Source organism: Paraplanobispora takensis (assembly GCF_016863195.1).
Lineage (GTDB): Bacteria > Actinomycetota > Actinomycetes > Streptosporangiales > Streptosporangiaceae > Planobispora > Planobispora takensis.
In genome coordinates this window covers 25,342-45,819 of record NZ_BOOK01000047.1, presented here as the reverse complement: position 1 = coordinate 45,819, position 20,478 = coordinate 25,342, and the positions used below count along the sequence as shown (strand labels likewise).

Annotated in this window: 17 protein-coding genes; 1 reads left to right on the top strand and 16 read right to left on the bottom strand. The window is 71.5% G+C overall.

What is annotated here, in order from left to right:
- Positions 1–86 precede the first annotated feature (86 nt).
- The 15 genes from Pta02_RS30490 to Pta02_RS30420 all read right to left on the bottom strand — a co-directional run bounded on the left by Pta02_RS30490 (position 87) and on the right by Pta02_RS30420 (position 18,455).
- Positions 87–674: a TetR/AcrR family transcriptional regulator gene (locus tag Pta02_RS30490; protein WP_203878432.1), complete on the bottom strand. Its 588-nt coding sequence runs from the start codon at positions 672–674 to the stop codon at positions 87–89.
- Positions 675–683: 9 nt separating this feature from the next.
- Entirely contained in the window at positions 684–1,691 is a 1,008-nt protein-coding gene (locus Pta02_RS30485; RefSeq protein WP_239131344.1) for an aldo/keto reductase, read from the bottom strand.
- A gap of 227 nt (positions 1,692–1,918) precedes the next feature.
- A complete protein-coding gene (locus tag Pta02_RS30480) occupies positions 1,919–3,457 on the bottom strand; it encodes an RICIN domain-containing protein (protein WP_203878430.1) in 1,539 nt (512 codons plus the stop codon).
- Positions 3,454–4,185, bottom strand: a complete 732-nt coding sequence (locus tag Pta02_RS30475) for a PulJ/GspJ family protein (RefSeq protein ID WP_203878429.1) — start codon at positions 4,183–4,185, stop codon at positions 3,454–3,456. Before Pta02_RS30475 ends, Pta02_RS30480 begins: the two co-directional genes overlap by 4 nt.
- A complete protein-coding gene (locus Pta02_RS30470) occupies positions 4,185–5,939 on the bottom strand; it encodes a putative Ig domain-containing protein (RefSeq protein WP_203878428.1) in 1,755 nt (584 codons plus the stop codon). Before Pta02_RS30470 ends, Pta02_RS30475 begins: the two co-directional genes overlap by 1 nt.
- A gap of 165 nt (positions 5,940–6,104) precedes the next feature.
- On the bottom strand, positions 6,105–6,674 hold the full coding sequence (locus Pta02_RS30465; RefSeq protein ID WP_203878427.1) for a type IV pilus inner membrane component PilO: 570 nt from the start codon (positions 6,672–6,674) through the stop codon (positions 6,105–6,107).
- On the bottom strand, positions 6,674–7,378 hold the full coding sequence (locus tag Pta02_RS30460; protein ID WP_203878426.1) for a PilN domain-containing protein: 705 nt from the start codon (positions 7,376–7,378) through the stop codon (positions 6,674–6,676). The genes Pta02_RS30465 and Pta02_RS30460 overlap by 1 nt, the downstream gene beginning before the upstream one ends.
- The gene (gene pilM, locus Pta02_RS30455) at positions 7,378–8,403 is read right to left on the bottom strand and encodes a type IV pilus assembly protein PilM (RefSeq protein ID WP_203878425.1); all 1,026 of its coding nucleotides are present in this window, start codon (positions 8,401–8,403) and stop codon (positions 7,378–7,380) included. Before pilM ends, Pta02_RS30460 begins: the two co-directional genes overlap by 1 nt.
- Before the next feature lie 36 nt (positions 8,404–8,439).
- Positions 8,440–9,228, bottom strand: coding sequence for a prepilin peptidase (locus tag Pta02_RS30450; RefSeq protein ID WP_203878424.1), 789 nt, complete (start codon positions 9,226–9,228; stop codon positions 8,440–8,442).
- 82 nt (positions 9,229–9,310) lie between these two features.
- Entirely contained in the window at positions 9,311–9,772 is a 462-nt protein-coding gene (locus Pta02_RS42215; protein ID WP_203878423.1) for a type II secretion system protein, read from the bottom strand.
- A gap of 118 nt (positions 9,773–9,890) precedes the next feature.
- Entirely contained in the window at positions 9,891–11,120 is a 1,230-nt protein-coding gene (locus tag Pta02_RS30440) for a type II secretion system F family protein (protein ID WP_203878422.1), read from the bottom strand.
- A 2-nt stretch (positions 11,121–11,122) separates the two neighbouring features.
- On the bottom strand, positions 11,123–12,238 hold the full coding sequence (locus Pta02_RS30435; RefSeq protein WP_239131343.1) for a type IV pilus twitching motility protein PilT: 1,116 nt from the start codon (positions 12,236–12,238) through the stop codon (positions 11,123–11,125).
- A 129-nt stretch (positions 12,239–12,367) separates the two neighbouring features.
- Positions 12,368–14,044, bottom strand: a complete 1,677-nt coding sequence (locus Pta02_RS30430; protein WP_203878421.1) for a GspE/PulE family protein — start codon at positions 14,042–14,044, stop codon at positions 12,368–12,370.
- Positions 14,045–14,209: 165 nt separating this feature from the next.
- Complete coding sequence (locus Pta02_RS30425) at positions 14,210–15,142, bottom strand: peptidase associated/transthyretin-like domain-containing protein (RefSeq protein ID WP_203878420.1); 933 nt, start codon at positions 15,140–15,142, stop codon at positions 14,210–14,212.
- 184 nt (positions 15,143–15,326) lie between these two features.
- Positions 15,327–18,455: a bifunctional cytochrome P450/NADPH--P450 reductase gene (locus Pta02_RS30420; RefSeq protein WP_203878419.1), complete on the bottom strand. Its 3,129-nt coding sequence runs from the start codon at positions 18,453–18,455 to the stop codon at positions 15,327–15,329.
- 76 nt (positions 18,456–18,531) lie between these two features.
- Here Pta02_RS30420 and Pta02_RS30415 point away from each other — a divergent pair, with 76 nt between their 5' ends.
- Complete coding sequence (locus tag Pta02_RS30415; protein ID WP_203878418.1) at positions 18,532–19,107, top strand: TetR/AcrR family transcriptional regulator; 576 nt, start codon at positions 18,532–18,534, stop codon at positions 19,105–19,107.
- Positions 19,108–19,122: 15 nt separating this feature from the next.
- On the opposite strand, the gene Pta02_RS30410 is transcribed toward Pta02_RS30415, so the two are convergent.
- Positions 19,123–20,457 carry a carotenoid oxygenase family protein gene (locus Pta02_RS30410; RefSeq protein WP_203878417.1) on the bottom strand — a complete coding sequence of 445 codons (1,335 nt, stop codon included), beginning with the start codon at positions 20,455–20,457 and terminating at the stop codon, positions 19,123–19,125.
- Positions 20,458–20,478: the final 21 nt, after the last annotated feature.

The window sequence follows — 20,478 nt, the reverse complement described above, 5'->3', positions numbered from 1 at the left end:
GTGACTACGCAGAGCGATCGACATTCAACGGATGGGGACGGCGCGCCTTCTGCGGGGCGCCTCCGCGGCGGGCAGGTCGCGCCGGGTCAGTCGCGTGCCCGCAGACCCGCGATCACCAGGGAGCAGACGGCCTCGAAGGCGGTCTCGATGTCCGGGGCGGACCATTCGGCGGCGTAGGCGGGGTCGTGGAAGCGGCCGGTCGCGTCGAACACCGCCCGCGCGGTGATCCGCGGCTCGGCGGCGGCGAACGTCCCCTCCGCGATCCCGTCGGCGACGATCCGGGTGAGCTGGTCGACCAGGTGCCCCACGTGTTCGGCGATCACGCCGTCGTCCTCGCCGACGAGGACGGAGTAGGTGGCGAACAGCTCCGGGTCGTCCAGGGCCTTGCGGCGCTTGGCCGCGAACAGGGTGGTCAGCCAGTCCCGCAGTCTGGCGGGGGCGGGGGCGTCCCCGGCGGCGAGCTCGGCCAGTCCCGCGTGCGTGCGCTCCAGCCAGCGCCGCGTGACCGCGGCGCGCAGCGCGGCCTTGGTCGGGAAGTGCCGGTAGACGCTGCCGTGACTGACGCCGAGGACCCTGGCCACGTCGACCACGGTGGCCTTGGCCGGGCCGTAGCGGCGCAGCACCTCCTCGGTGGCGGCCAGGATGGCCTCGGCGGTCAGTGTCCCCGCAGACATGGTGTCCTCTCAGCCGCGCTCGCTGTCCATGTGGGCCAGCTGCGCCGCAGGATAGCGCTCACCGGCGACCGCGTCCGCCGGGACGGCCTCCTCGATCGCGGCCAGGTCGGCCGGGCCGAGCGTGACGTCCAGGGCGCCCAGCGCCTCGGCGAGCCGGTCGCGGCGGCGGGCGCCGACCAGGGGGACGACGTCCTCACCGCGGGAGAGCACCCAGGCGATGGCGGCCTGCGCCACCGTAACATCCTTCTGCCCGGCGACCTTCCGCAGGGCGTCGACCAGGTCGAGGTTGCGCTCCAGGTTCTCCCCGGAGAAGCGGGGGCTCGCGCCGCGGAAGTCGCCGGCGCCGAGCTCGCGGTCGCGGGTCCAGTGCCCGCTGAGCAGGCCGCGGGAGAGCACGCCGTAGGCGGTGACGCCGATGCCCAGCTCCCGGCAGACCGGCAGGATCTCCTCCTCGACGCCGCGGGAGAACAGGGAGTACTCGATCTGCAGATCGCAGACGGGCGCCGTGGCGGCCGCCCTGCGGATGGTCTCGGCGCCGACCTCCGACAGGCCGATGTGGCGCACCCGGCCGGCCTGCACCTCCTCGGCGATGGCGCCGACGGTCTCCTCGATCGGGACCTCGGGGTCGAGGCGGGACAGACGGTAGACGTCGACGTGGTCGGTGCCGAGCCGCTGCAGCGAGTAGGCCAGGAAGTTCTTCACGGCGGAGGGCCGGCCGTCGTAGCCGTGCCAGCCGCCCGCCGCGTCGCGCAGGGCGCCGAACTTGACGCTGATGACCGCGTTGTCGCGGGCGCCGGGACCGGCCTCGCGCAGGGCCTCGCCGATGAGCAGCTCGTTGTGGCCCATGCCGTAGAAGTCGCCGGTGTCCAGCAGGGTGATGCCGGCCTCCAGCGCGGCGTGGATCGTGGCGACGGACTCGGCGCGGTCGGCCTCCCCGTAGAGGGCCGACATGCCCATGCATCCCAGGCCGAGGGCGGAGACGGCGGGTCCGGTGGTTCCGAGGGTACGGCTGCGCACGATGTGCTCCTTCGTTGCCGGGGGTTCGTGGTCGGGGGCGGAACGGGTTCCGCCGACATGACGACTATGGCATATCGAATGACAGATTTCAATATTTGTCATTCGATAGCACACGGCAGCTCGGAAGGGGCCGGGAGAACCCCGGACGGCAGGGAAGGGGAGAGGCTCAGGTGGTCCGGGAACGGGGAGGATCCGGGCGGTCCGGAATCTCGGACCGCCCGGGCGGGCTACTGCTCGATGACGTTCGTCAGGGGCGTGGGCTTGACGAGGTTCGCCGGGGCGTTCCACTTCTGCAGCTCGGAACCGCTGCAGACCTCCACCTTGACCTTGCTGGTGCCGTCGCTGTGGACGTCGGGACCGGCCGACTCCAGGTCCGAGGGCGCCAGGCAGTACCCGTAGGCGTCGATGATGCGGTAGCTGGTGGTGTAGTCGCCGGTGTCGCCGTACAGGGTCCACTGCAGGTCGGTCGCCAGCGTGCCGGTCTCGGCGCAGGAGGTCACCGTGGTGTACTTCTTCGCCGCGGTCGACCCCGGGCTGCGCAGGCAGTATCCCTTGCCGTTCTCGACGACGCGGATGCGGCCGGTGACCTTGGCGGCGACGGAGGCGCCGTCGGTGGAGGTGGGCACCGCGGGGAAGCTCCACTTCTGGTTCCAGGGCACGTTGCCGTCGGGCGCCTGCTTGCAGAACCAGGCGATCATGTACGACGAGGTCACCTTGAGGTCGGTGACGTCCAGGCACCGGCTGAACTGCTTGAAGTTGACCAGCTGCCCGGTGGCGGCGTTCGCCATCCCGGCGCCCACGCCGGGGTCGGACCGGAAGACGCGCTGGGTGTTGCCGCCGCCGCAGCCGCCCAGCACGACGTAGCTGGAGGCCACGCCCGGGGACTGCATGTTGAAGCAGCGGCTGTTCAGGGTGACGCCGTCGCTGGTCCCCTGGAAGTTGGAGCTGCTGTTCACGCTCCACTGCTGCCGGGGGGTGCGGTTCCGGCACGGCTCGAAGGTCACGTAGGCGCCGACCGCCTGCGGGGTTTCACCCGCGTCCAGGCACATGCCCATCGGCGCGGTCGAGGTCTCGGAGCCCACCAGCTTGAGGCTGAGGTCCTCGGTGTAGGCGAACTGCTGCTCGCTGGTGCCGGGCTTGCACGTCTGCATCCGCAGCCTGGTGCCCGCCGGGGGCGATTCGTTGTTCTGGCCGGCGTCCATGCACAGGCCGGCACCGGAGGCCTGCGCGATGCGGATCGCCCCGCCGAAGATGTTGATGTTGGTGGTCTTGAAGGAGTAGATCGCCTCGATCGTGCGCGTGCCCGCGGTGCCGGCGGTGAAGGCGACATTGGGCTTCTCGATCCCGGTGGAGACCAGGGCCGCGTAGGCCGGCACCTCCGTCGGGGAGCAGCCCATGTCGTTGCGGTCGACGTCCTGGTAAGTGATCTTCACCCGGTAGCGGGGGGAGCCCAGCGCGCTGTCCGACTCCAAGGTGCCGGTCAGCTCGCACGGCGGCAGCTGCTCCACCACGCCGTTGCCCTCGTCGTCGACGGCGGCGCGGATCTGCCCGACCGCGGTGTCGACGCCGGCCTCGGCGGCGTGCAGGGTGCGGATGCGCTCCGAGCTGCTGCGGGTGGTGGCCATCTGGCCCAGGACCACCGGCACCAGCAGCGCGCTCAGCGACAGGCCGACCATGGTGAGCAGCAGGGCCATCGGCATGGAGCCCCGATCGTCGCGCAGGCACGGCAGGCCCCGCGGCCGGCGCCGGGCCGGAGAGGTGGTCACTGCGGTCTCCCTTCGTCGCAGACGTTGTCGGCGGAGGTGTCTCTGGAGGTGTTCAGGGCGGTGAAGGTGATGTCGGTCTCCACGGGGGCGGCGTCCGGCGAGCTGCTCACGCGGGTGGTCATGTGCAGGCGCAGCCGCTGGAAGTCGGGGGCGAAGCGGGCGCCGACGGCGGAGCTGTTCATTCCGCCGTACGGGAAGGAGCCCGCCTTCTGCAGCTCGAACGGCGGGGTCGCCGTGCCGGAGCCCAGACCGGTGGTCACGATCTGCGAGGCCAGCGTCTGTCCCGGCCGGCCCTCCGCGGGCGGTGAGCCGGGCGTCCATTGGACCCGCTGCATGACGCCCGTGCCGAGGTCAAGGCGCAGCTGCCCGCACTGCGCCTTGCCGGTCTGCGCGCCGGTCTGCGCATTCGTCTTGTCGTACTCCATGTAGGCGTACTCCACGTACCAGCGGTTGCGGACCAGGCCGGGCTCGGCGACCCAGGACGCGTAGCGGACCTCCTTGTCCAGCCGCTGGAACATGATGTTCAGCTGGGACTGGGCGGCCGCCACCGACTCGGTGACGTTGACCGAGCGGTAGACCTGCAGGATGCCGGCCGTGAAGATCGCCATCAGGACGCCCATGATGCCGACGGTCACCATGACCTCGACCAGCGAGATCCCGGCGTCCCCGGAGGACCGGACGCCCCGCAGGCGCGCGGCGAGCCGGGGGGAGAGCCGCCGCCCGCGCATCACTTCACCGTCCAGGTGAACATCATCGTCGCCGACTTCTGGGCGCTGTCGGTCACCTTCAGGGCGACGACGTAGGTGCCCGCGGTCGTGGGAGTCCCGCTGACCTGCGCGTTCCGTCCGGAGCCGGTGATGGTCAGCCCCGGCGGCAGCTCGGCGGCCGTCCAGACGTAGCCGCTGCCGCTGCCGCCCCCCGCCGTGGCGGTGAGCGAGACCGCCGTGCCGACGGTGCCGGTCTGGCTCGTGGCGGTCGGAGCCGTCACGGCCAGGGTGCCCGCGGGCACCGAGACGTTCCACTGGAACCTCCTGGTGACCTCGTCGCCCGCGCTGTCCCGGACGGTGACCTCCGCCAGGTAACGGGTGCCCGCCGTCACGGTGCCGCGGATCTCGCCCGTCGAGGCGTTGATCTGCAGTCCGGCCGGGAGGTTCTCGGCGCTCCAGGCGTAGGGCGCCTTGCCGCCGGTCGCGGTCAGGTAGAGCCCGCTGACGGCGTTGCCGACGGTGTTGGTCCGGGTGCCCGGGTCGGACAGCGCCAGCGTCAGGACCTTCCAGGTGAAGGTGACCGAGTCGCTCTTGCCGGCCTTGTCGGTGGCCTTCACGGTGACGGTCTTCGTCTCGTAGGTCGTCGGGGTGCCGGTGACGACACCGGTGGTGGCGTTGATCGACAGGCCCGTGGGCAGGCCGGTGGCCGTCCAGCTCAGCGGGGCGTGCCCGCCGGCCGAGGCGATCGGCAGCGAGACCGCCGTGCCGGCCCGGGTCGCCTGGTCGCCGGGCCCGGTCAGCTCCAGCGGGTCCGCGACGGCCCAGGTGAAGGTGGCGGTGTCGGTGTCCTTGTCCCGGTCGGTGATGGTGACGGTCACGGTGTAGGTCCCGAGCTGCGTCGGGGTGTCCTCGACCAGTCCGCCGGACGTCATCGTCAGACCCGGGGGCAGGCCGGTGGCCTTCCAGGTCAGCGGCAGCCGCCCGCCGCTCGCCAGGAGCTGGAGGTTCGGCTCCACCGTGCGGTAGCCGTACTGGGTGCCAGGGCTGGTCACCATGGGCGCGGGACGCTTGATCTTGAACAGGGCGTCGCCGGCCGCGCTCATCAGGGTGGAGGTGACGTACACGCACTCGCCGCCGTCGCAGTCGGTGTCCTTCCACGTCACCGCGACCACGACCCGGAAGAACGGCACGTCCACGCTGGCGGGGGCGGGATCGGGGACTTCGGGGCTGGTGCAGGCGCGCTCGGCCGCGGTCGTGGGCCGGCCCTGCTGACGGCAGCGGCCGACGTACCAGTACTGCTTGTACTCCACCCCGTTGACCTTGACGACGTTGGGCGCGGTCGGCAGCGGCGCGGTGTCGCCCTCACCGGAGGAGGCGTTCAGCAACAGGTCCCAGGCCGGCTGCGTCGTGTTCAGGTAGGAGCGCACGGCGGCGGGAGCGCTGTTCCACTGCGCCATCGTCCTGGCCTGGCTGCGACCGGCGGACAGAGCGGTTCCCTTGAGGGCACGGGCCCGCTCGACGGCGTCACCGGCCAGCTGGACGGCCACCTGCTTGTCGCGCTGCTGGCCGGAGAAGTGCAGCGAGTTGGTGAAGAACACGGCCAGCGCGGCCATGACGGTGCCGATCACCGCCATGGCGATCAGGACCTCGATCAGGGTGAACCCGGAGTCGTCACCGGCGTGCAGCCGGGTGAGCGGCCGCGCGAGGGCGCGACGGGTACGTGGGCCGGGGTACGGCCGCGCGGAGGCGCAGCGGGCGGGTCGGCCGACCGGCATCGCTCCTCCTCGTTCTCGTCACGGGTTCATGGCAGTTGCTTCACAGTGCACTGCGCGGATGTCATACAGATCGGCGGGTTCGCGCCGTCGTTTAGGGCTTGCCGTCGCTTGGGGCTTACGGAAACGTCCGTACCGCGGGCCGGGATCCGGCCCGCGGCGGGCGGGTCACTTCGCCGCGGGCGGGGCGACGAAGATCTTCAGGTTGACGGTGAGGCTCGTCTCCGCGTCCGCTCCCTCGCCGCTCTCCTGGACGTTGACGTCGCGGATCAGCGCGGCCCGGGGCTGCACCTGCTGGAGCTGGTCCAAGAACTCGTCCAGGGCGGGGGTGCCGCCGGTGGCCGTCAGGGCGATGGGCAGGGAGTGCATCTTGACGCCCGCGGCCTCGACCACGGCGGGCGCGCCGACGGTGATCGTGCCGACGCCGACACCGGCGGTCTCGCCCGCGGTCTGCAGCTGGCGCAGGAACTGCTCCGACTCCGCCGCCGTCGGCAGTGCCTGGCGGGCCTCATCGAGCTCGGCCCGGTAACGCGGCAGGTCGGCGTTCTCCTGCCTCAGCTGGGAGAGCCTGGTCTGCAGGGTCGCCGCCCGCACGTGCGCGGTCTCGGTCTCCTCCTGCAGGCGGTCGGTCTCGGCGAGCTGCGGGCTGATGAGGAAGAACCAGCTCACGACGAGCAGGATCGCGGCGACGAGGACGCCGCCGAGCGCCCAGATGCGGTCCACACGTCCGGTGAACATCAGCTTCCCTTCTTCGCGTCGGCGGAGAACCGGCCGCCGAGCGCGGAACCGGTGATGTCGACGTGCACGGTGAAGTCCACGCCGGGATCCATCTCGTGCGCGTCGGTGAGCAGCGGGTTGCCCAGCCCGGTCACCTTGCCGAGGGCGTCGACGTAGGCGGCCACGGTCTTCTTGTCCTCGCCCGTGCCCGTGATGGTCAGCTCGCCGACCAGCTCCTTGCCGGAGGTGTTGGGCAGGGCGTCCTCGCTCGCGGTGGTTTCGCCGGCGGCCGGGTCGTCGACCTTGCCGGTGATGCCGGTGACCGCCACGCCGTCGGGCGCCGCCTTGCGGGTGGCGGACAGCAGGTCGGCCCACTGCGTGTCGGTGGCCAGCAGCGCGGACAACTGCCCGTTGATCGTTTCGGCCTCGGACTGGGTGGTGACGAGCTCGGAGAACTCGTTCTGGTCGTGTGTCAGGCGCTGCACTTCGGCCTCGGCGCTGACCAGTTCCTCCTCCTTGGCCGCCGTCTGATAGCCGGCGAAGACGTACCAGCCGGCCAGTGCCAGGACGAACACGCTCAGCGCGGACAGGACGATGGCACGGACCCTGCGGCCCCGCCGGGCGGCCACGATCTCCGGGGGGAGCAGGTCCGCGGCGATGGGCAGCGTACGGAACGGGTCCTGCGCCGGTACGGCGGGCCCGGGCTGCACGGTTGTGGCGGTCATCAGGCTGCCGCTCCCAGGGTGAGGCCGATGGAGATGGCGGCGGCCGTGCGGAACCGGTCGAGGTCGTCGCCGCTGCGGCTGCGGCCGGGCCGGGTGCGCACGGTCGGGTCGGTGAGCATCACCTCGATGCCGAGCTGGGTTCGCAGGGTCTCGGGGAGACCGGGCAGCAGGGCGCCGCCCCCGGACAGGACCATCCGGGTGACCCGGGTCGGCCGGTCGCCGGAGCCGAGGTAGGCGAAGGAGTTGCGGATCTCGGTGACGAGGGGGCGTACGGCGTCGCGGATCGCCTCGGCGCTGTCGGCGTCGGGGTTGTCCAGGACGCCGACGCGGCACTTGAGCTCCTCGGCGGCGGCCACGTCGATGCCGAGCCGGGAGGCGATGGCCTCGGTGATCTCGGCGCCGCCCCGGGGGAGCGTGCGGAAGATCAGCGGCGCTCCGTCGTTGTGGACGATGACGGTCGTCGAGCGCGCGCCGATGTCGACGATGGCCTCCACCTGTGCGTCCAGCCGGGACACCGCGCGCAGCAGGGCGAAGGAGGCGATGTCCACGCGGGCGACGTGCAGGCCGGCCTGCTCGACGGTGTGCACGGCGCTCAGGATGACGTCCTTGGGGGCGGCGACGAGCAGCCCGCGCACGGTCTCCTTATCGCCCGGCTCCTCCAGGGGGAAGAAGTCGAGCAGGGACCGCTCGACCGCCAGCGGCAGCGCGTCGCGCACCTGGAAGGGCAGCGACTGACGCAGCTCGCGGGCGGGCAGGTTGGTCACCGACATCTCGCGGACCACGATCTGGGGGTTGGTCACGCCGAGCACGACCTTGCGGCTGCGGAACTTCCTGGTCGACCACAGGCGCTTCAGCTCGGCGGCGACCACCTTGGCGTCGTTGACGACGCCGCCCTGCACGGCGCCCGGCGGCAGGAAGGACATCCCGAAGTTCGTGATCACCGGACCCTCCTTGCCGCGCGTGGTCTCCACCGCGCGGATCGACATCGAGCCGATGTCGAGTCCGATCGGGTTGACGCTGGCCATCAGGTACTCCTCATCGTGGAAGTCGGGTCGGGCGGATCAGGCGGCCGGCAGCAGGAGGCCGCCGTACCAGGAGACGATGGGTCCTGCCGCGAACAGGGCGAGCAGGGCGCCGGCCAGCATGGCCGGGCCGAAGGGCATGGCGGTCTTGCGGCCGGCTCGTCCGGCGGCCATCAGCACCACGCCGGCCAGCCCGCCGAGCAGGAAGGCGGCGAAGGTTCCGACGGCGACCGCGCCCCAGCCGAGCCAGCCGAGATAGAGGCCGAGCAGACCGGCGAGCTTGACGTCGCCGAAGCCCATCCCCGCGGGGTGGATCAGGACGAGCGCGAGGTAGAAGAGGAACAGGACGGCCATGGCGATGAGACAGCGCAGGGCCGCGTTCCAGTCGGCGCCGGCGACCACCGCGGGGGTCAGCAACAGGGCGCCGATGACGTACGACGGCTTGACGATCGCGTCGGGCAGCCGGTGCACATCGAAGTCGATCATGGAGAGGGCCACCGCGACGGCTGCGAGGTAGAGGTAGGCCGGCAGTTCCGGCGTCAGCCCGAACCGAGCGGTCACGGCGGCGAACAGCAGTGCGGTGGTCAGCTCGACCAGCGGGTAGCGGATGCTGATCGGCTCCCGGCAGGAGGCGCAGCGGCCGCGCAGCGCGAGCCAGCTGACCACCGGCACGTTCTGCCAGGGCCGGACGGGTGCCCGGCAGTGCGGGCAGTGCGAGCCGGGCCGCACCAGCGACTCGGCCCGCGGGACCCGGTGGATGACCACGTTGAGGAAGGAGCCGACCACGAGGCCGAGCACGGTGGCCAGAGTGAGCATGAGCGCGTCCATCGGAGTCTCTCCTTCCTTCGTGATGAGTTGTTCAGAGGAGTCCGGTGGGACGGCGCTACGGGTGCCGCCCCACCGGATGAGATCACGGCTTGCAGGTGTCGATCTTGGCGTTGGACACTGCCGCGACAGAGCCGCCCGCGGTGCTGTCGTACACGTACACCGCACCCGAGCCGTCGGTGTTCGTGGCGCAGATCAGGTAGGCGGCCTTCGTGGCGTCCTTGATGTAGGTCAGCGTGGTACCGGCCGAAACGACCACGTTCTGCGCGGCGGTACCGGTCCCGAGGTTGAAGCTCGTCGTCTGCTTCGACGCGCTCGCCGGGTACGCGTTGCCGTTCACCGTGTAGTAGCTCTCCACGGCGGTGATGGCACCGCGCGCGTCGGACTGGGCCTTCTTGTCGGCCGCGCCCTTGGTGTAGTTCATGTAGACCGGGATCGCGATGGCGACGAGGACGCCGATGATCACGACGACCACCAGCAGCTCGATCAGGGTGAAGCCGCGGTCGCCGTGCGCGCGCTTCTGCAGGCGCTGGAGCGCTGCCTTCATGGTGATACTCCTATGATTCGTTAGGGTGGAGACGGCCTCCGGGCGGTCGCCCGGGTGCCGGTCCGGCCTCGCGGCCGGTTCTTCCGTGGCGCGCACGGAAAGCTTGTGGAGGGCCGTACTAGCCCTGGATGTTCTGGTAGATCGTGAACATCGGGAGATAGAGGCACAGGACCATGCCTCCGACCACGACGCCCATGACGATGACCATGAGCGGTTCGATCGCCGCGGTCAGCGAGTCCGCCGCGGTGTCGACCTCTCTGTCATAGAAATCGGCAACCTTGTCGAGCATCTGACTGATTTGGCCAGATTCCTCGCCGACTTCAATCATCTGGGCGACCATGCGGGGGAAGATCGGGTGCTTGCCGAGCTGCGCGGACATGGGAAGGCCGTCGCGCACGGCGATCTGCAGGTCCTTCATGGCCTCGGTGATGACCGCGTTGCCGGTGGTGGCGCCCACGACGTCCAGGGCCTGCATCACCGGCACGCCGACGCCCAGCAGGGTGCCGAAGTTGCGGGCGAACCGGCTGATCGCGATCTTCGCGAACAGCTTGCCGAAGACCGGCAGGCGCAGCTTGAGCCTGTCGAAGCTCAACCGCAGCGACGGGTTGTGCCGCAGCTGCCGCCGGAACGCGATGCTCAGGCCGGCGACCATCGCGACGAACAGCGGTCCCGCCCACGCCAGGTTTCGGCTGCCGGTGACGAGGATCTGCGTCGGCAGCGGAAGCTCCCCGCCGAACTGTTTGAACATCCCCTCGAAGACCGGGACGATGAAGGCCAGCACGCCCGCGACGAGCACTCCGGTGAAGATCAGGACGATGACCGGATAGGTCATCGCTCCCTTGATCTTGCCGCGGAGGTTGGCGTCCTTCTCCATGGTGATGGCGATGCGCTCCAGGGCGCCGTCGAGGAAGCCGCCGGTCTCACCGGCCCGCACCATCGCGACCATGAGCGTCGGGAAGACCTTGGGATGCTTGCCCAGGGCCGCCGACAGCGACATGCCCCCCTCGATGTCGGCCCGCACCTCGCTGATCGCCTTCTTCAGCGACGGCTTGGCCGCCTGGTCCTCCAGGACCGACAGCGAGCGCAGCAGGGTCATGCCGGAGGCCGTCATGGTCGCGAACTGCCGGGCGAAGACCGCCAGGTCCTTGAGCGTGGTGCGGCTGCCGAAGCCGGGGACGGTGATCTCGCGCCGCAGCAGCGAGCCGCCCTCGGTGATCGACACCGGGACGAGGCCCTGCTGGCGCAGCTGCTGGATCGCCGCCGCCTCGTTGGGGGCCTCCAGCAGGCCCTTGGCGTGCTTGCCGTCGCGGTCGACGGTCTGGTACTCGAAGGTCTTGGTCGCCGGCATGCTCACGCCCGTCCCGCGAGGCGCCGCAGCTCATCGGCCGAGTGGCAGATGTCGAGCGCCTGCTCGAAGGTGACGATCCCCTCGCGGACCCGTTCGGCCAGGTGCTGGTCGAAGGCCAGCATCCCGTTGCCGCCGCCGGACTGCATGAAGGAGGGGATCTGGTGGTTCTTGCCCTCACGGATGAGGTTGCGGATGGCCGGGGTGGCCACCATGATCTCCGCGACGACCGTACGGCCGAAGCCGTCCGCCCGCGGGAGCAGCGCCTGGGTGACGATGCCCTGCAGCGCCGAGGACAGCTGCGAGCGGACCTGCTGCTGCTGGTGCGGCGGGAAGATGTCGATGACGCGGTCGATCGTCTGGGCGGCGCTCTGCGTGTGCAGGGTGGCCAGGACGAGGTGACCGGTCTCGGCCGCGGACAGCGCGGTGGAGGTGGTCTCCAGGTCGCGCAGCTCGCCGACGAGGATGATGTCCGGGTCCTGGCGCAGCGCGTGCTTGAGGGCCTCGGAGAACGACGCGGTGTCCGCGCCGACCTCGCGCTGGTTGACGATGCAGCGCTTGTGCTGGTGGAGGAACTCGATCGGGTCCTCGATGGTGACGATGTGCCCCGAGCGGGTGCGGTTGGCCAGGTCGACCAGCGCGGCGAGCGTGGAGGTCTTGCCCGAGCCGGTCGGTCCCGTCACCAGCACCAGGCCGCGCGGCAGCTGGGAGAAGCGGCTCACCGCCTCCGGCAGACCCAGCTCCTCCAGCGGCTTGATCGTGTGCGGCACGGCCCGGAAGACCGCGCCGTAGGAACCGCGCTGCCGGTAGAGGTTGGCGCGGAAACGGGAGACGCCCTCGATGCTGTAGCCGACGTCGAACTCCTGGTGCCGCTCGAAGTGGTCCCACTGCAGCTCGCTCACCGTGGCGCGCAGCAGCCACTGCGTGTCGCCGGGGGCGAGGCGGTCGTAGCCCGGCAGGGACCGCATCTGCCCGTTCACCCGGATCGTGGGCGGCGCGCCCGCGGTCAGGTGGAGGTCCGAGCCGCCGTCCTGTACCAGGGCCACGAGCATCCCGTCGAGGGCCCTGCGGGCCTCGCCGAGGTCGTCCCTCGGATGGCCGAGGGCCTGCACTGCCTCCATCGGAGATCTCCTTGCCGTCATTGGTCGCCGGCCGTGTGTCGTCACGGCCGGTTCTCACTCATGCCGGCCCCTTCGGCCGGCGAAACCCACATATGAGGGGACGCCCCGCATGATCCGGATCAGACCGGATCAGATCGCGACGCGCAGGACCTCCTGGATCGAGGTCTGGCCGTCGGCGGCCTTGGCCAGGCCGTCCGTGCGCAGCGAGAGCATGCCCTGGGCCTCGGCGACCCGCTGCACCTCGGTGGCGGAGGCGCGCTGGATGGTCAGGCCCTCGATCTCCGGGGTCATCGGCATGACCTCGTGCAGCGCGATCCGGCCGCGGTAGCCGGTGTTGGAGCAGGAGCGGCAGCCGACCGGCCGCCAGAACCGCTCGGGCACCGGCAGGTCGTTGATGGGCCACCGGGCGCCGATCAGCTCGGCCTCCGTCGGGGCGTACTCCTCCTTGCACCAGTCGCACAGCCGCCGCGCGAGCCGCTGGGCCAGCACGCAGTCGACCGACGAGCCGACGAGGAAGGGCTCGATGCCCATCTCGGTCAGTCGCACGACCGCGCTGGGCGCGTCGTTGGTGTGCAGGGTGGACAGCACGAGGTGACCGGTGAGGGCGGCCTCGACGGCGAGCTGCGCGGTGGCGCGGTCGCGGATCTCACCGATCAGCACGACGTCGGGGTCCGAACGCAGGATCGCCGGCAGGACGGCGGCGAAGGTCAGCCCGGCCTTGTGGTCCACCTGCACCTGGTTGATGCCGGGCAGGCGGTACTCGACCGGGTCCTCGACGGTGATGATGTTGACGGTGGGCTTGCTGACCGCCGTGAGCGTGCCGTACAGCGTGGTGGACTTCCCCGAACCGGTCGGCCCGGTGACCAGCACCATGCCGTGCGGCTTGGTGAAGGAGGCGGAGAAGCGCTCGTAGTTCTGCTCGGTGAAGCCGAGGTTGCCGATGGCGAAGTTGACGCCGCCGGTGTCGAGGACACGCAGCACGATCTTCTCGCCCCACACCGTGGGCAGGGTGGCGGTACGCAGGTCGACCTTGCGCCCGTTGACCATGACGGTGATGCGGCCGTTCTGCGGGATCCGGCGCTCGGTGATGTCGACGTTCGACATGATCTTCAGGCGGGAGATGAGGGCCGACTGCACGTGCTTGGGCACGGTGTCGACCTCGTGCAGCACGCCGTCGATGCGATAGCGCACCCGCATGTCGTGCTCGGTCGGCTCCAGGTGCAGGTCCGAGGCGCGGTTCTGGATGCCCTGCTCTAGCAGCGAGTTGACGTACCGGACGATCGGCGCGTCCTCCTCGACGGAGTTCAGGTTCGACACCGTCTCGGCGGCGGCCTGCTCGGCGCGCAGCGTCTCGGCGATGCCGGCGAGGTCGTTCTCCTCGCGCTTGAGCCGGTCGATGATGCGGCGCAGCTCGCTTCGGGCCACCACGACGGGGCGGACCGTCAGGCCGGTCGCCGCGCGCACGTCGTCGAGCGCCAGGACGTCGCCCGGGTCGGTGATGCCGACGGTGATCTCGTTCTCGTCGAGAGAGAGGCCCAGGACGCGGTGCCGGAGCATGAGGGCGAACGGGATCTTGGCCACCGCGACCGGGTCGATCGGGTAGCCGACCAGGTCGACGGTCTTGATCCCGAAGGCGTCCGCGGAGGCCTGGGTGAGCTGCTCCTCGGTGACGACGTTGTCGTTGATGAGCACCGCGCGCAGGGACCGGCCGGTGCGCTCGGCCTCCCCGGCCGCCCGATCGAGCGCCTGCGGGTCGATGCCCAGCTGCTTCAGCGCCTCAAGCAGCGGAGAGAAGGTCTGGTTCATGTCGCCCCTCGATCGGCCCATGCGGCCGGACGTGTTTCTTCCAGGGGTTCCATCGGCCGCCCGGGGCGATATCTGAGGCGCTCGGAGAGTGCACCCGTTATGCAACCGTGACGAACGCGCCGGCCGGGCCGGGGGACGGAGCCCGCGGCCCGGCCGGCACGCCGGTCAGGTCTTGTCCTGGTCGGAGTCGGCCGCGAAGACGATGGCGCCCACGTAGCCCCCGCCCTGCCGGGTGACCTTCATCAGCATGCTCGGCTCGTAGATGTTGTCGCCGTCGTTGAAGGTGTCCCGGCCGGTGTGCCGGGCGTACGGCCGGCCCTCGAACACCGTCGTGTTGAGGTCCTCGTCGAACATCATCTGCGTGGTCAGCACGCGGGCGTCGCCGACGTGCACCATGGCGTGGATGTGCACGGTCCGGCCCCGGTACCACCCCGGCCAGATCGTGACGAACTGCACGATCCCATCGGCGCCGGTGACCTGGGCGCCGCGCAGGTAGCGCTTGTCGTCGGCCGGTTCGAGGTCGCCCATGTCACCGCCCCCGCCACCCGGCCCGCCGCTGGGCGGGGTGCCGCCTCCCGGCCCGCCGGGCCCGCCGCTCGGCGGAGTCCCCATGCCCGGGCCGCCGCTGGGCGGGGTGCCCCCGCCGGGTCCCCCGCCGCCCGGGCCGCCCTGGCCCGACGACAGCGCCTCGGCGCCGGAGTAGATGCCCCCGGCGTCGCAGTGCCAGATCTCGACCACCGCGCCGGACAGCGGCTTGCACGTCTCGCTGTCCTGGACCTTGACGGCGACCCGCAGCGGGGTGCCCTCCCGGTCCTCGCGGATGTCGCTGCGGACCTTGTCCGCGTCGAAGTAGTACGGTCCCTGCGTCGTGGTCTCGGTCAGCGTGCACGTGTTCGCCCCGGCGAAGAGGTCCTCCAGGCCCGAGGTGGCCGTGCTCTGCGGGGTGATGGTGGCGGTCGACCCCGAGGTGGTCGTGACCGCCGTGGGGGTGCCGGCGTCGTCGCCGCACGCCGCAAGGAGCGCGCCCAGCCCGATCGAGCCGATCCCGGCCAGCGCGGTGCGGCGGCTGACCCGCTGTCCTTCGTGGTCGTCTGCCATGTGATCCGTCCCTTCGGCGCCTGCCCGTACGGTCACGTGACCGCACAGCGGGAAACTACGGAGGGAGCGTGAGAATCATCTTAAAGTGCGCCAAGAACGGCCTTCATGACGGCCCGCGGGCCGCGACTCCCGGCGCTCCGGTGCCCGGGCACTCAGACACTCCGACGCCCGGGCACTCCGGCGTTCAGGCGAAGACGTCCTGCTGATAGCGGCCCGCGGCCTCCAGCCCGCGCAGCCACTCCTGCCCGTCCCCGCCGGTCCTGGCCTCGTAGATCCCGGCCAGGGCCCGCCGTACGGCCGGCGCCATCCGCAGCCCGTCCCCGCACACGTACACGTGCGCCCCGCGCTCCAGCAGCTCCCACACCCGGTCCGCCTCGGCGGCCAGCGCGTCCTGCACGAACCGGAACCGGTGCCCCGGGAGCGCCGAGAACGCGGTGTGCACCCGGGCGACCCCGTCGCGCTCCCAGCCCTCCAGCTCCGCCCGGTACAGCCAGTCGTGCCCGGGGTGGCGGCAGCCGGTGAAGACCTCGGCCGGGCCGCCCGCCCCCGTCAGCGCCCGCTCCTGCAGGAAGCCGCGCAGCGGGGCGAAGCCGGTGCCGGGGCCGATGAGGATCACCGGGACGGCCGGGTCGGCGGGCAGCCGGAACGGGGGAGCGGGCACCCGGACGTAGCCGTAGAACACCTCGCCGGGCGCCAGGCCCGCCAGGTAGGCCGAGCACGTGCCGCGGTACTCGCCCGCGCCGGACCAGGCGGGGCCCTCCACCAGCCCGACGGTGATCCGCACCGTCCCCGGGTCGGCCAGCGGCGAGGAGGAGATCGAGTAGTAGCGCGGCCGGATCGGCCCCGTCATCTCCAGGAAGGCAGGGAGCGGCAGTGTGATCGCGGGGAAGCGCTCCAGCAGGGCGAGCACGGAGACCCGCTTGGCCAGGATCTCCTCGGCGTAGTCGAGCGCGGCCAGCTGCCCGCGCGTCCACGGGCACTCGGTGTGCGCGGCGAGCGTGTCCAGATCGGCGCGGGCGGCCGTCTCCTGCAGCTCGGCGAACTCGGCCAGCAGCAGCCCGGCCGTGACCGGGGTGTCCGTCGGCAGGTGGGTGGCGCCCCGGGCGCGCAGCCGTACCACCCGGTCGCGGGGGACGCGCAGGCAGCGCAGCGCCCACTCCACCAGCTCCGGGTCGTTCTTGGCGAAGACCGCCAGGTGGTCGCCCGCGGTGTAGGAGACGCCCTCGGGCAGCCTCGCGGTGATCGAGCGCACGCCCGGCCGGGGCGCCTCCAGCGAGAAGTCCCAGAGTCCGGCCGGGTCGCCGGTCAGCTCCTCGTTGGCGAGGACGGTCAGCGGGACGGCGCGGGAGGAGACGACGGCGGGCCGGACCTCGGCCTCGGTCAGGACCTCCATCTCGTAGCGCGGCCCGTCGTCTCCGGAGGCCGCGCCGTACTCGGCGGCCAGCGCCGCCCACAGGGCCGAGGTCCACGCGGTGACGTCGCCGTCGAAGTCCCCGTCGGCGTCGGCCTCGCCGCGCTCCACCAGCGGTACGGCCCCCGCCGCGACGAGCTTGGCGAAGGCCCGCCGGGGGAACTCCTGGTAGCTGGGCCACTGGGTGTCGCCGCAGCCCAGCAGCGCCAGCCGTACTCCCTCCAGCGGCGCCAGCCCCTCCAGGGCGTCGAACGCCTGCGCGTTGTCGGGGGCCCTGCCGTTGTAGCTGGAGGCGACGACGACCAGGGCTCCGGCCGCGGGCGGGGCGGCGGCCAGCTCGTCCAGGGTGGTCAGGGTGACGGCGAACCCGGCCCGGCCGGCCCGCCCGGCCAGCCGCTCGGCGATGTCGGCGCAGGTGCCGAGGTTGGAGCCGTAGGCGACGGTGAGCCCGGTCCCGGTGACGGCCATCTCGACCGGCCGCTCGTCGGAGGCCCGCTCTGCGTCGGCCCCTCCGGCGGTGTTCCTCTCGTGCGGCAGGCGCTCCCGGACCCGGAGCGTGAACCCCTCCGGCTTGAGGGTGAGGGTCTGCTTGACCTGGATCCGGTAGGCGTCCGGGTCGGAGATCGCGAACTTCTGGAGGACGAGCGCCAGGGCCAGCCGCGCCTCGGTCAGCGCGAACTGCCGCCCGATGCAGGCGCGCTCGCCGTTGCCGAACGGCTTGTAGGCCGCCGGGTGGTGCTCCTTCCTCCGCTCGGGGAGCCAGCGGTCGATGTCGAACTCCTCCGGCCGGTCCCACGCCTTGGGGTGGCGGTGCAGCGGGGGCAGGAGCACGACGGTCGTCTGCCCCTTGGCCACCGGATAGCCGCCGATCTCGGTGGCCGCGAACGGCTTGACCGCGAAGGCCGGGATGGGCGACCAGATCCGCAGCGTCTCCTCCAGGACGCGGGGGATCACGTCCAGCTTCATGATCGTCTCGTAGGAGGGCGCCGCGTCCCCGGGCAGCAGCCGGTCCACCTCGGCGTAGGCGCGGGCCAGCACGTGGGGGTTGCGCAGCAGGTTGTACAGGGCGAAGGAGAGCAGCCCGCTGGTGGTCTCGTGCCCGGCGATCAGGAAGGTCAGGACCTGGTTGCGGATGTTCTCATCCGGCAGCCGCCGCCCGGTCCTCGGGTCGGCGGCCCCCAGCATCAGGCCGAGCAGGTCCCCGGTCGAGGTGTCGCCCGCCGCGCGCCGCCGCCGGATGACGTCGTCCACCAGGTCCTGCATGGCCCGGATGTCGGCTCGGTAGGCCGCCTCCCGCCTCTTCATCATCCTGGTCACCAGCGGGAGCCGCCGGTTGCGGAGCATCGCCTCGGTCAGCGCGCGCCCCATCGCCTGCAGGAACGGGTGGAGCTCGGGCGAGGAGAAGGAGTCGAACCGGTGGTCGAAGCCGGTCAGCGAGATCGTGTCCAGGGTGAGCCGGGTCATGTCGTCGGAGACGGGCAGGTCCTCGCCCTGCCTGCGCTCCCAGGAGGCGACGAGCTGCCGGGCCACCTGGAGCATCTGCGGGAAGTAGGCCTTCATGGAACGCTGGCTGAAGGCGGGCATCAGGATGCGGTGCGCCTGGCCCCAGACCGGCTCGTTGCCGCGGGCGGTGAACAGCCCGTCGCCGCCGAAGTCGCGGACGATGGACAGCGGCGGGTCGATGCCCTTGTAGAAGCGCCTCTCGTCGCACGCCTCGGCGACCAGGTCGGGATCGTAGACGAACAGCACCCGGCGGCCGAGGATCTCCAGCCGGTAGATGCCCTCCTCGTGCTCGGCGGCGAGGGCGTCGAGGAACGCGTTGGGGGAGTGGGCCGGTATCTGCAGGGTGTTGCCGAGGACGGGCAGGCCCCGCGGGGCGGGCACGGCACGAGTCGCGGACATGGGAACTCCTCCCTCGGCCGGTGATCCCCTGACGGCACCGGCCATACACCGTATGGCAATAGCTACCATACGGTGTATGGCCGTGAGTGCGCGCAGGGGGGAGCCCCTGACGCTCGAAGAGATCTGCACGACCGCGCTGCGAATGATCGACGCGGGCGGGGTGGAGAGCCTGTCCATGCGCAGGCTCGCGGCCGAGCTCGACGTCAACCCGATGTCGCTCTATCACCACGTGGACAACAAGACCGCGCTCCTGCAGCAGGTCTGCTCCACGGTGACGCTCCGGCTGAGGCTGCCCGCCGACGACGGCACCCCGTGGCAGGACCAGCTGCGCGCCCTGGGGCACGCCTACCGCTCGATCGCGCAGCGGCACCCCTCGCTCTGGCTGTACGTGCAGTCGCACCCGGAGGCGCTCAAGCACGACTATCCGCTGTGGGACGTGCTCAACCGGATCCTGGTCGCCGCCGGGGTCCCGCAGGAGCGGCTGGCGCAGACCCGCAAGGCGCTGTTCACCTTCGTCTCCGGCTTCGTCTTCGCCGAGTGCACCGGGATCCTCGCCGAGCAGGACGGCCCCGGAGGTGTCGCCGACGCCGACGACACCTTCGAGGTCGCCGTGGACCTCATCATCGCGGGCCTGTCGGCGGCCCGCCCCTGACTCCCGGCGGTCCGCTCAGCCCTCGTCGCCGAACCAGTTGCCGTGGAAGCCGGCGGGCACCCGGCGCGGCAGCCGTACCGCCGCCACCCGCTCCAGGGAGCCGGCGTCCAGCACCTGCAGCTCCGAGCCGTCCCCGGCGCTGACGACCGACATCAGCCAGCCGTCGTCCTCGGCCCGCGCGCTCTCGGCGGGCACGAACACGGCCTCCCCGGTCGCGCCGCCGGTCTCCTCGACCTGGCTGGAGCCGGTGGCCGTGTCGTACTTGACGACCGCGTCACCGGCCACCGCGTAGAGATAGCGGCCGGCCAGCCCGGTGCGGTCCCCGTTGATGCTGGGGAACTCGACCCCGCGGTCGTCGAGCTGCTCCTCCCGGGCGGTCGCGCCGAGGGTCCAGCGGTGCAGCGTCGCCTCGCCGACCACGGCGGCGGAGGCGGCCGGGTCGGAGTCCCCGCTGATCTCCCCCCAGATCCGCCGGAACGAGCCGGGGGCATAGCGGACCGCGTCCAGGACGACCCGCCCCTCGGCGTCCTCGTGGGCGTTGCCGACGTGGAAGACGTAGCACGGGTCGATCTCGTACCAGCGCACCTTCCCGCCGTCGCCGCCGTCCCTGCGCATGACGCCGAGCCGCGCGCCGTAGGCGTCGTTCCACCGGTAGGGCAGGCCGCGGCCCACCCACTCCATGTCGAAGACCACCGGCAGGTCCAGCCACACCACGTGGTTGGCGGTGATCGCGAAGTCGTGCATCATCGTCGGGCCCGGGACCTCGATCTCCCGGCTCTCGACCAGCTCGCCGTCCGCCGACAGGCGGTGGTAGGTGAGGTACGGCGGGGCGAAGCCGTACCCGAAGAACAGCAGCTCCCCGGTCGCCGGGTCCTCCTTGGGGTGCGCGGTCATGGCGGTGGTCAGCCTGCCGCCGAAGTCGCGCGGGCCCAGGGTCTCCAGCTCGGGGCTGATCTCGTACGGCAGGCCGCTCTCGACCAGGGCGAGGATGCGCCCGGAGTGCCGGATGACGTGGGTGTTGGCGGTGACCGCGGCCCGGTCGACGACGCCGGTGTCGCTGACGAACTGCGCGCCCTCGGTGAAGGCGGCGGTCTTCGTCCACCGGTTGCGGTACCACTCGGCGCGGCCCTCGCGCAGCCGGATGCCGTGGATCATGCCGTGCCCGGCGAACCAGTGGCCCGGGTCCTGGCCGGGCAGCGGGTTGGGGCCGTTGCGGAAGTAACGGCCGGCCAGCTCGGCGGGGATCTCGCCGGTCACCGCCAGGTCGACGGCGCTGATCTCGTCGGGGACGGGGGCGAGGTGGCCTCGCAGGTAGGCGGGGGTCGTGGGAGAGACGGCGGGAGTGGTCACGGTTTCCTCCTCGGCGGGAGC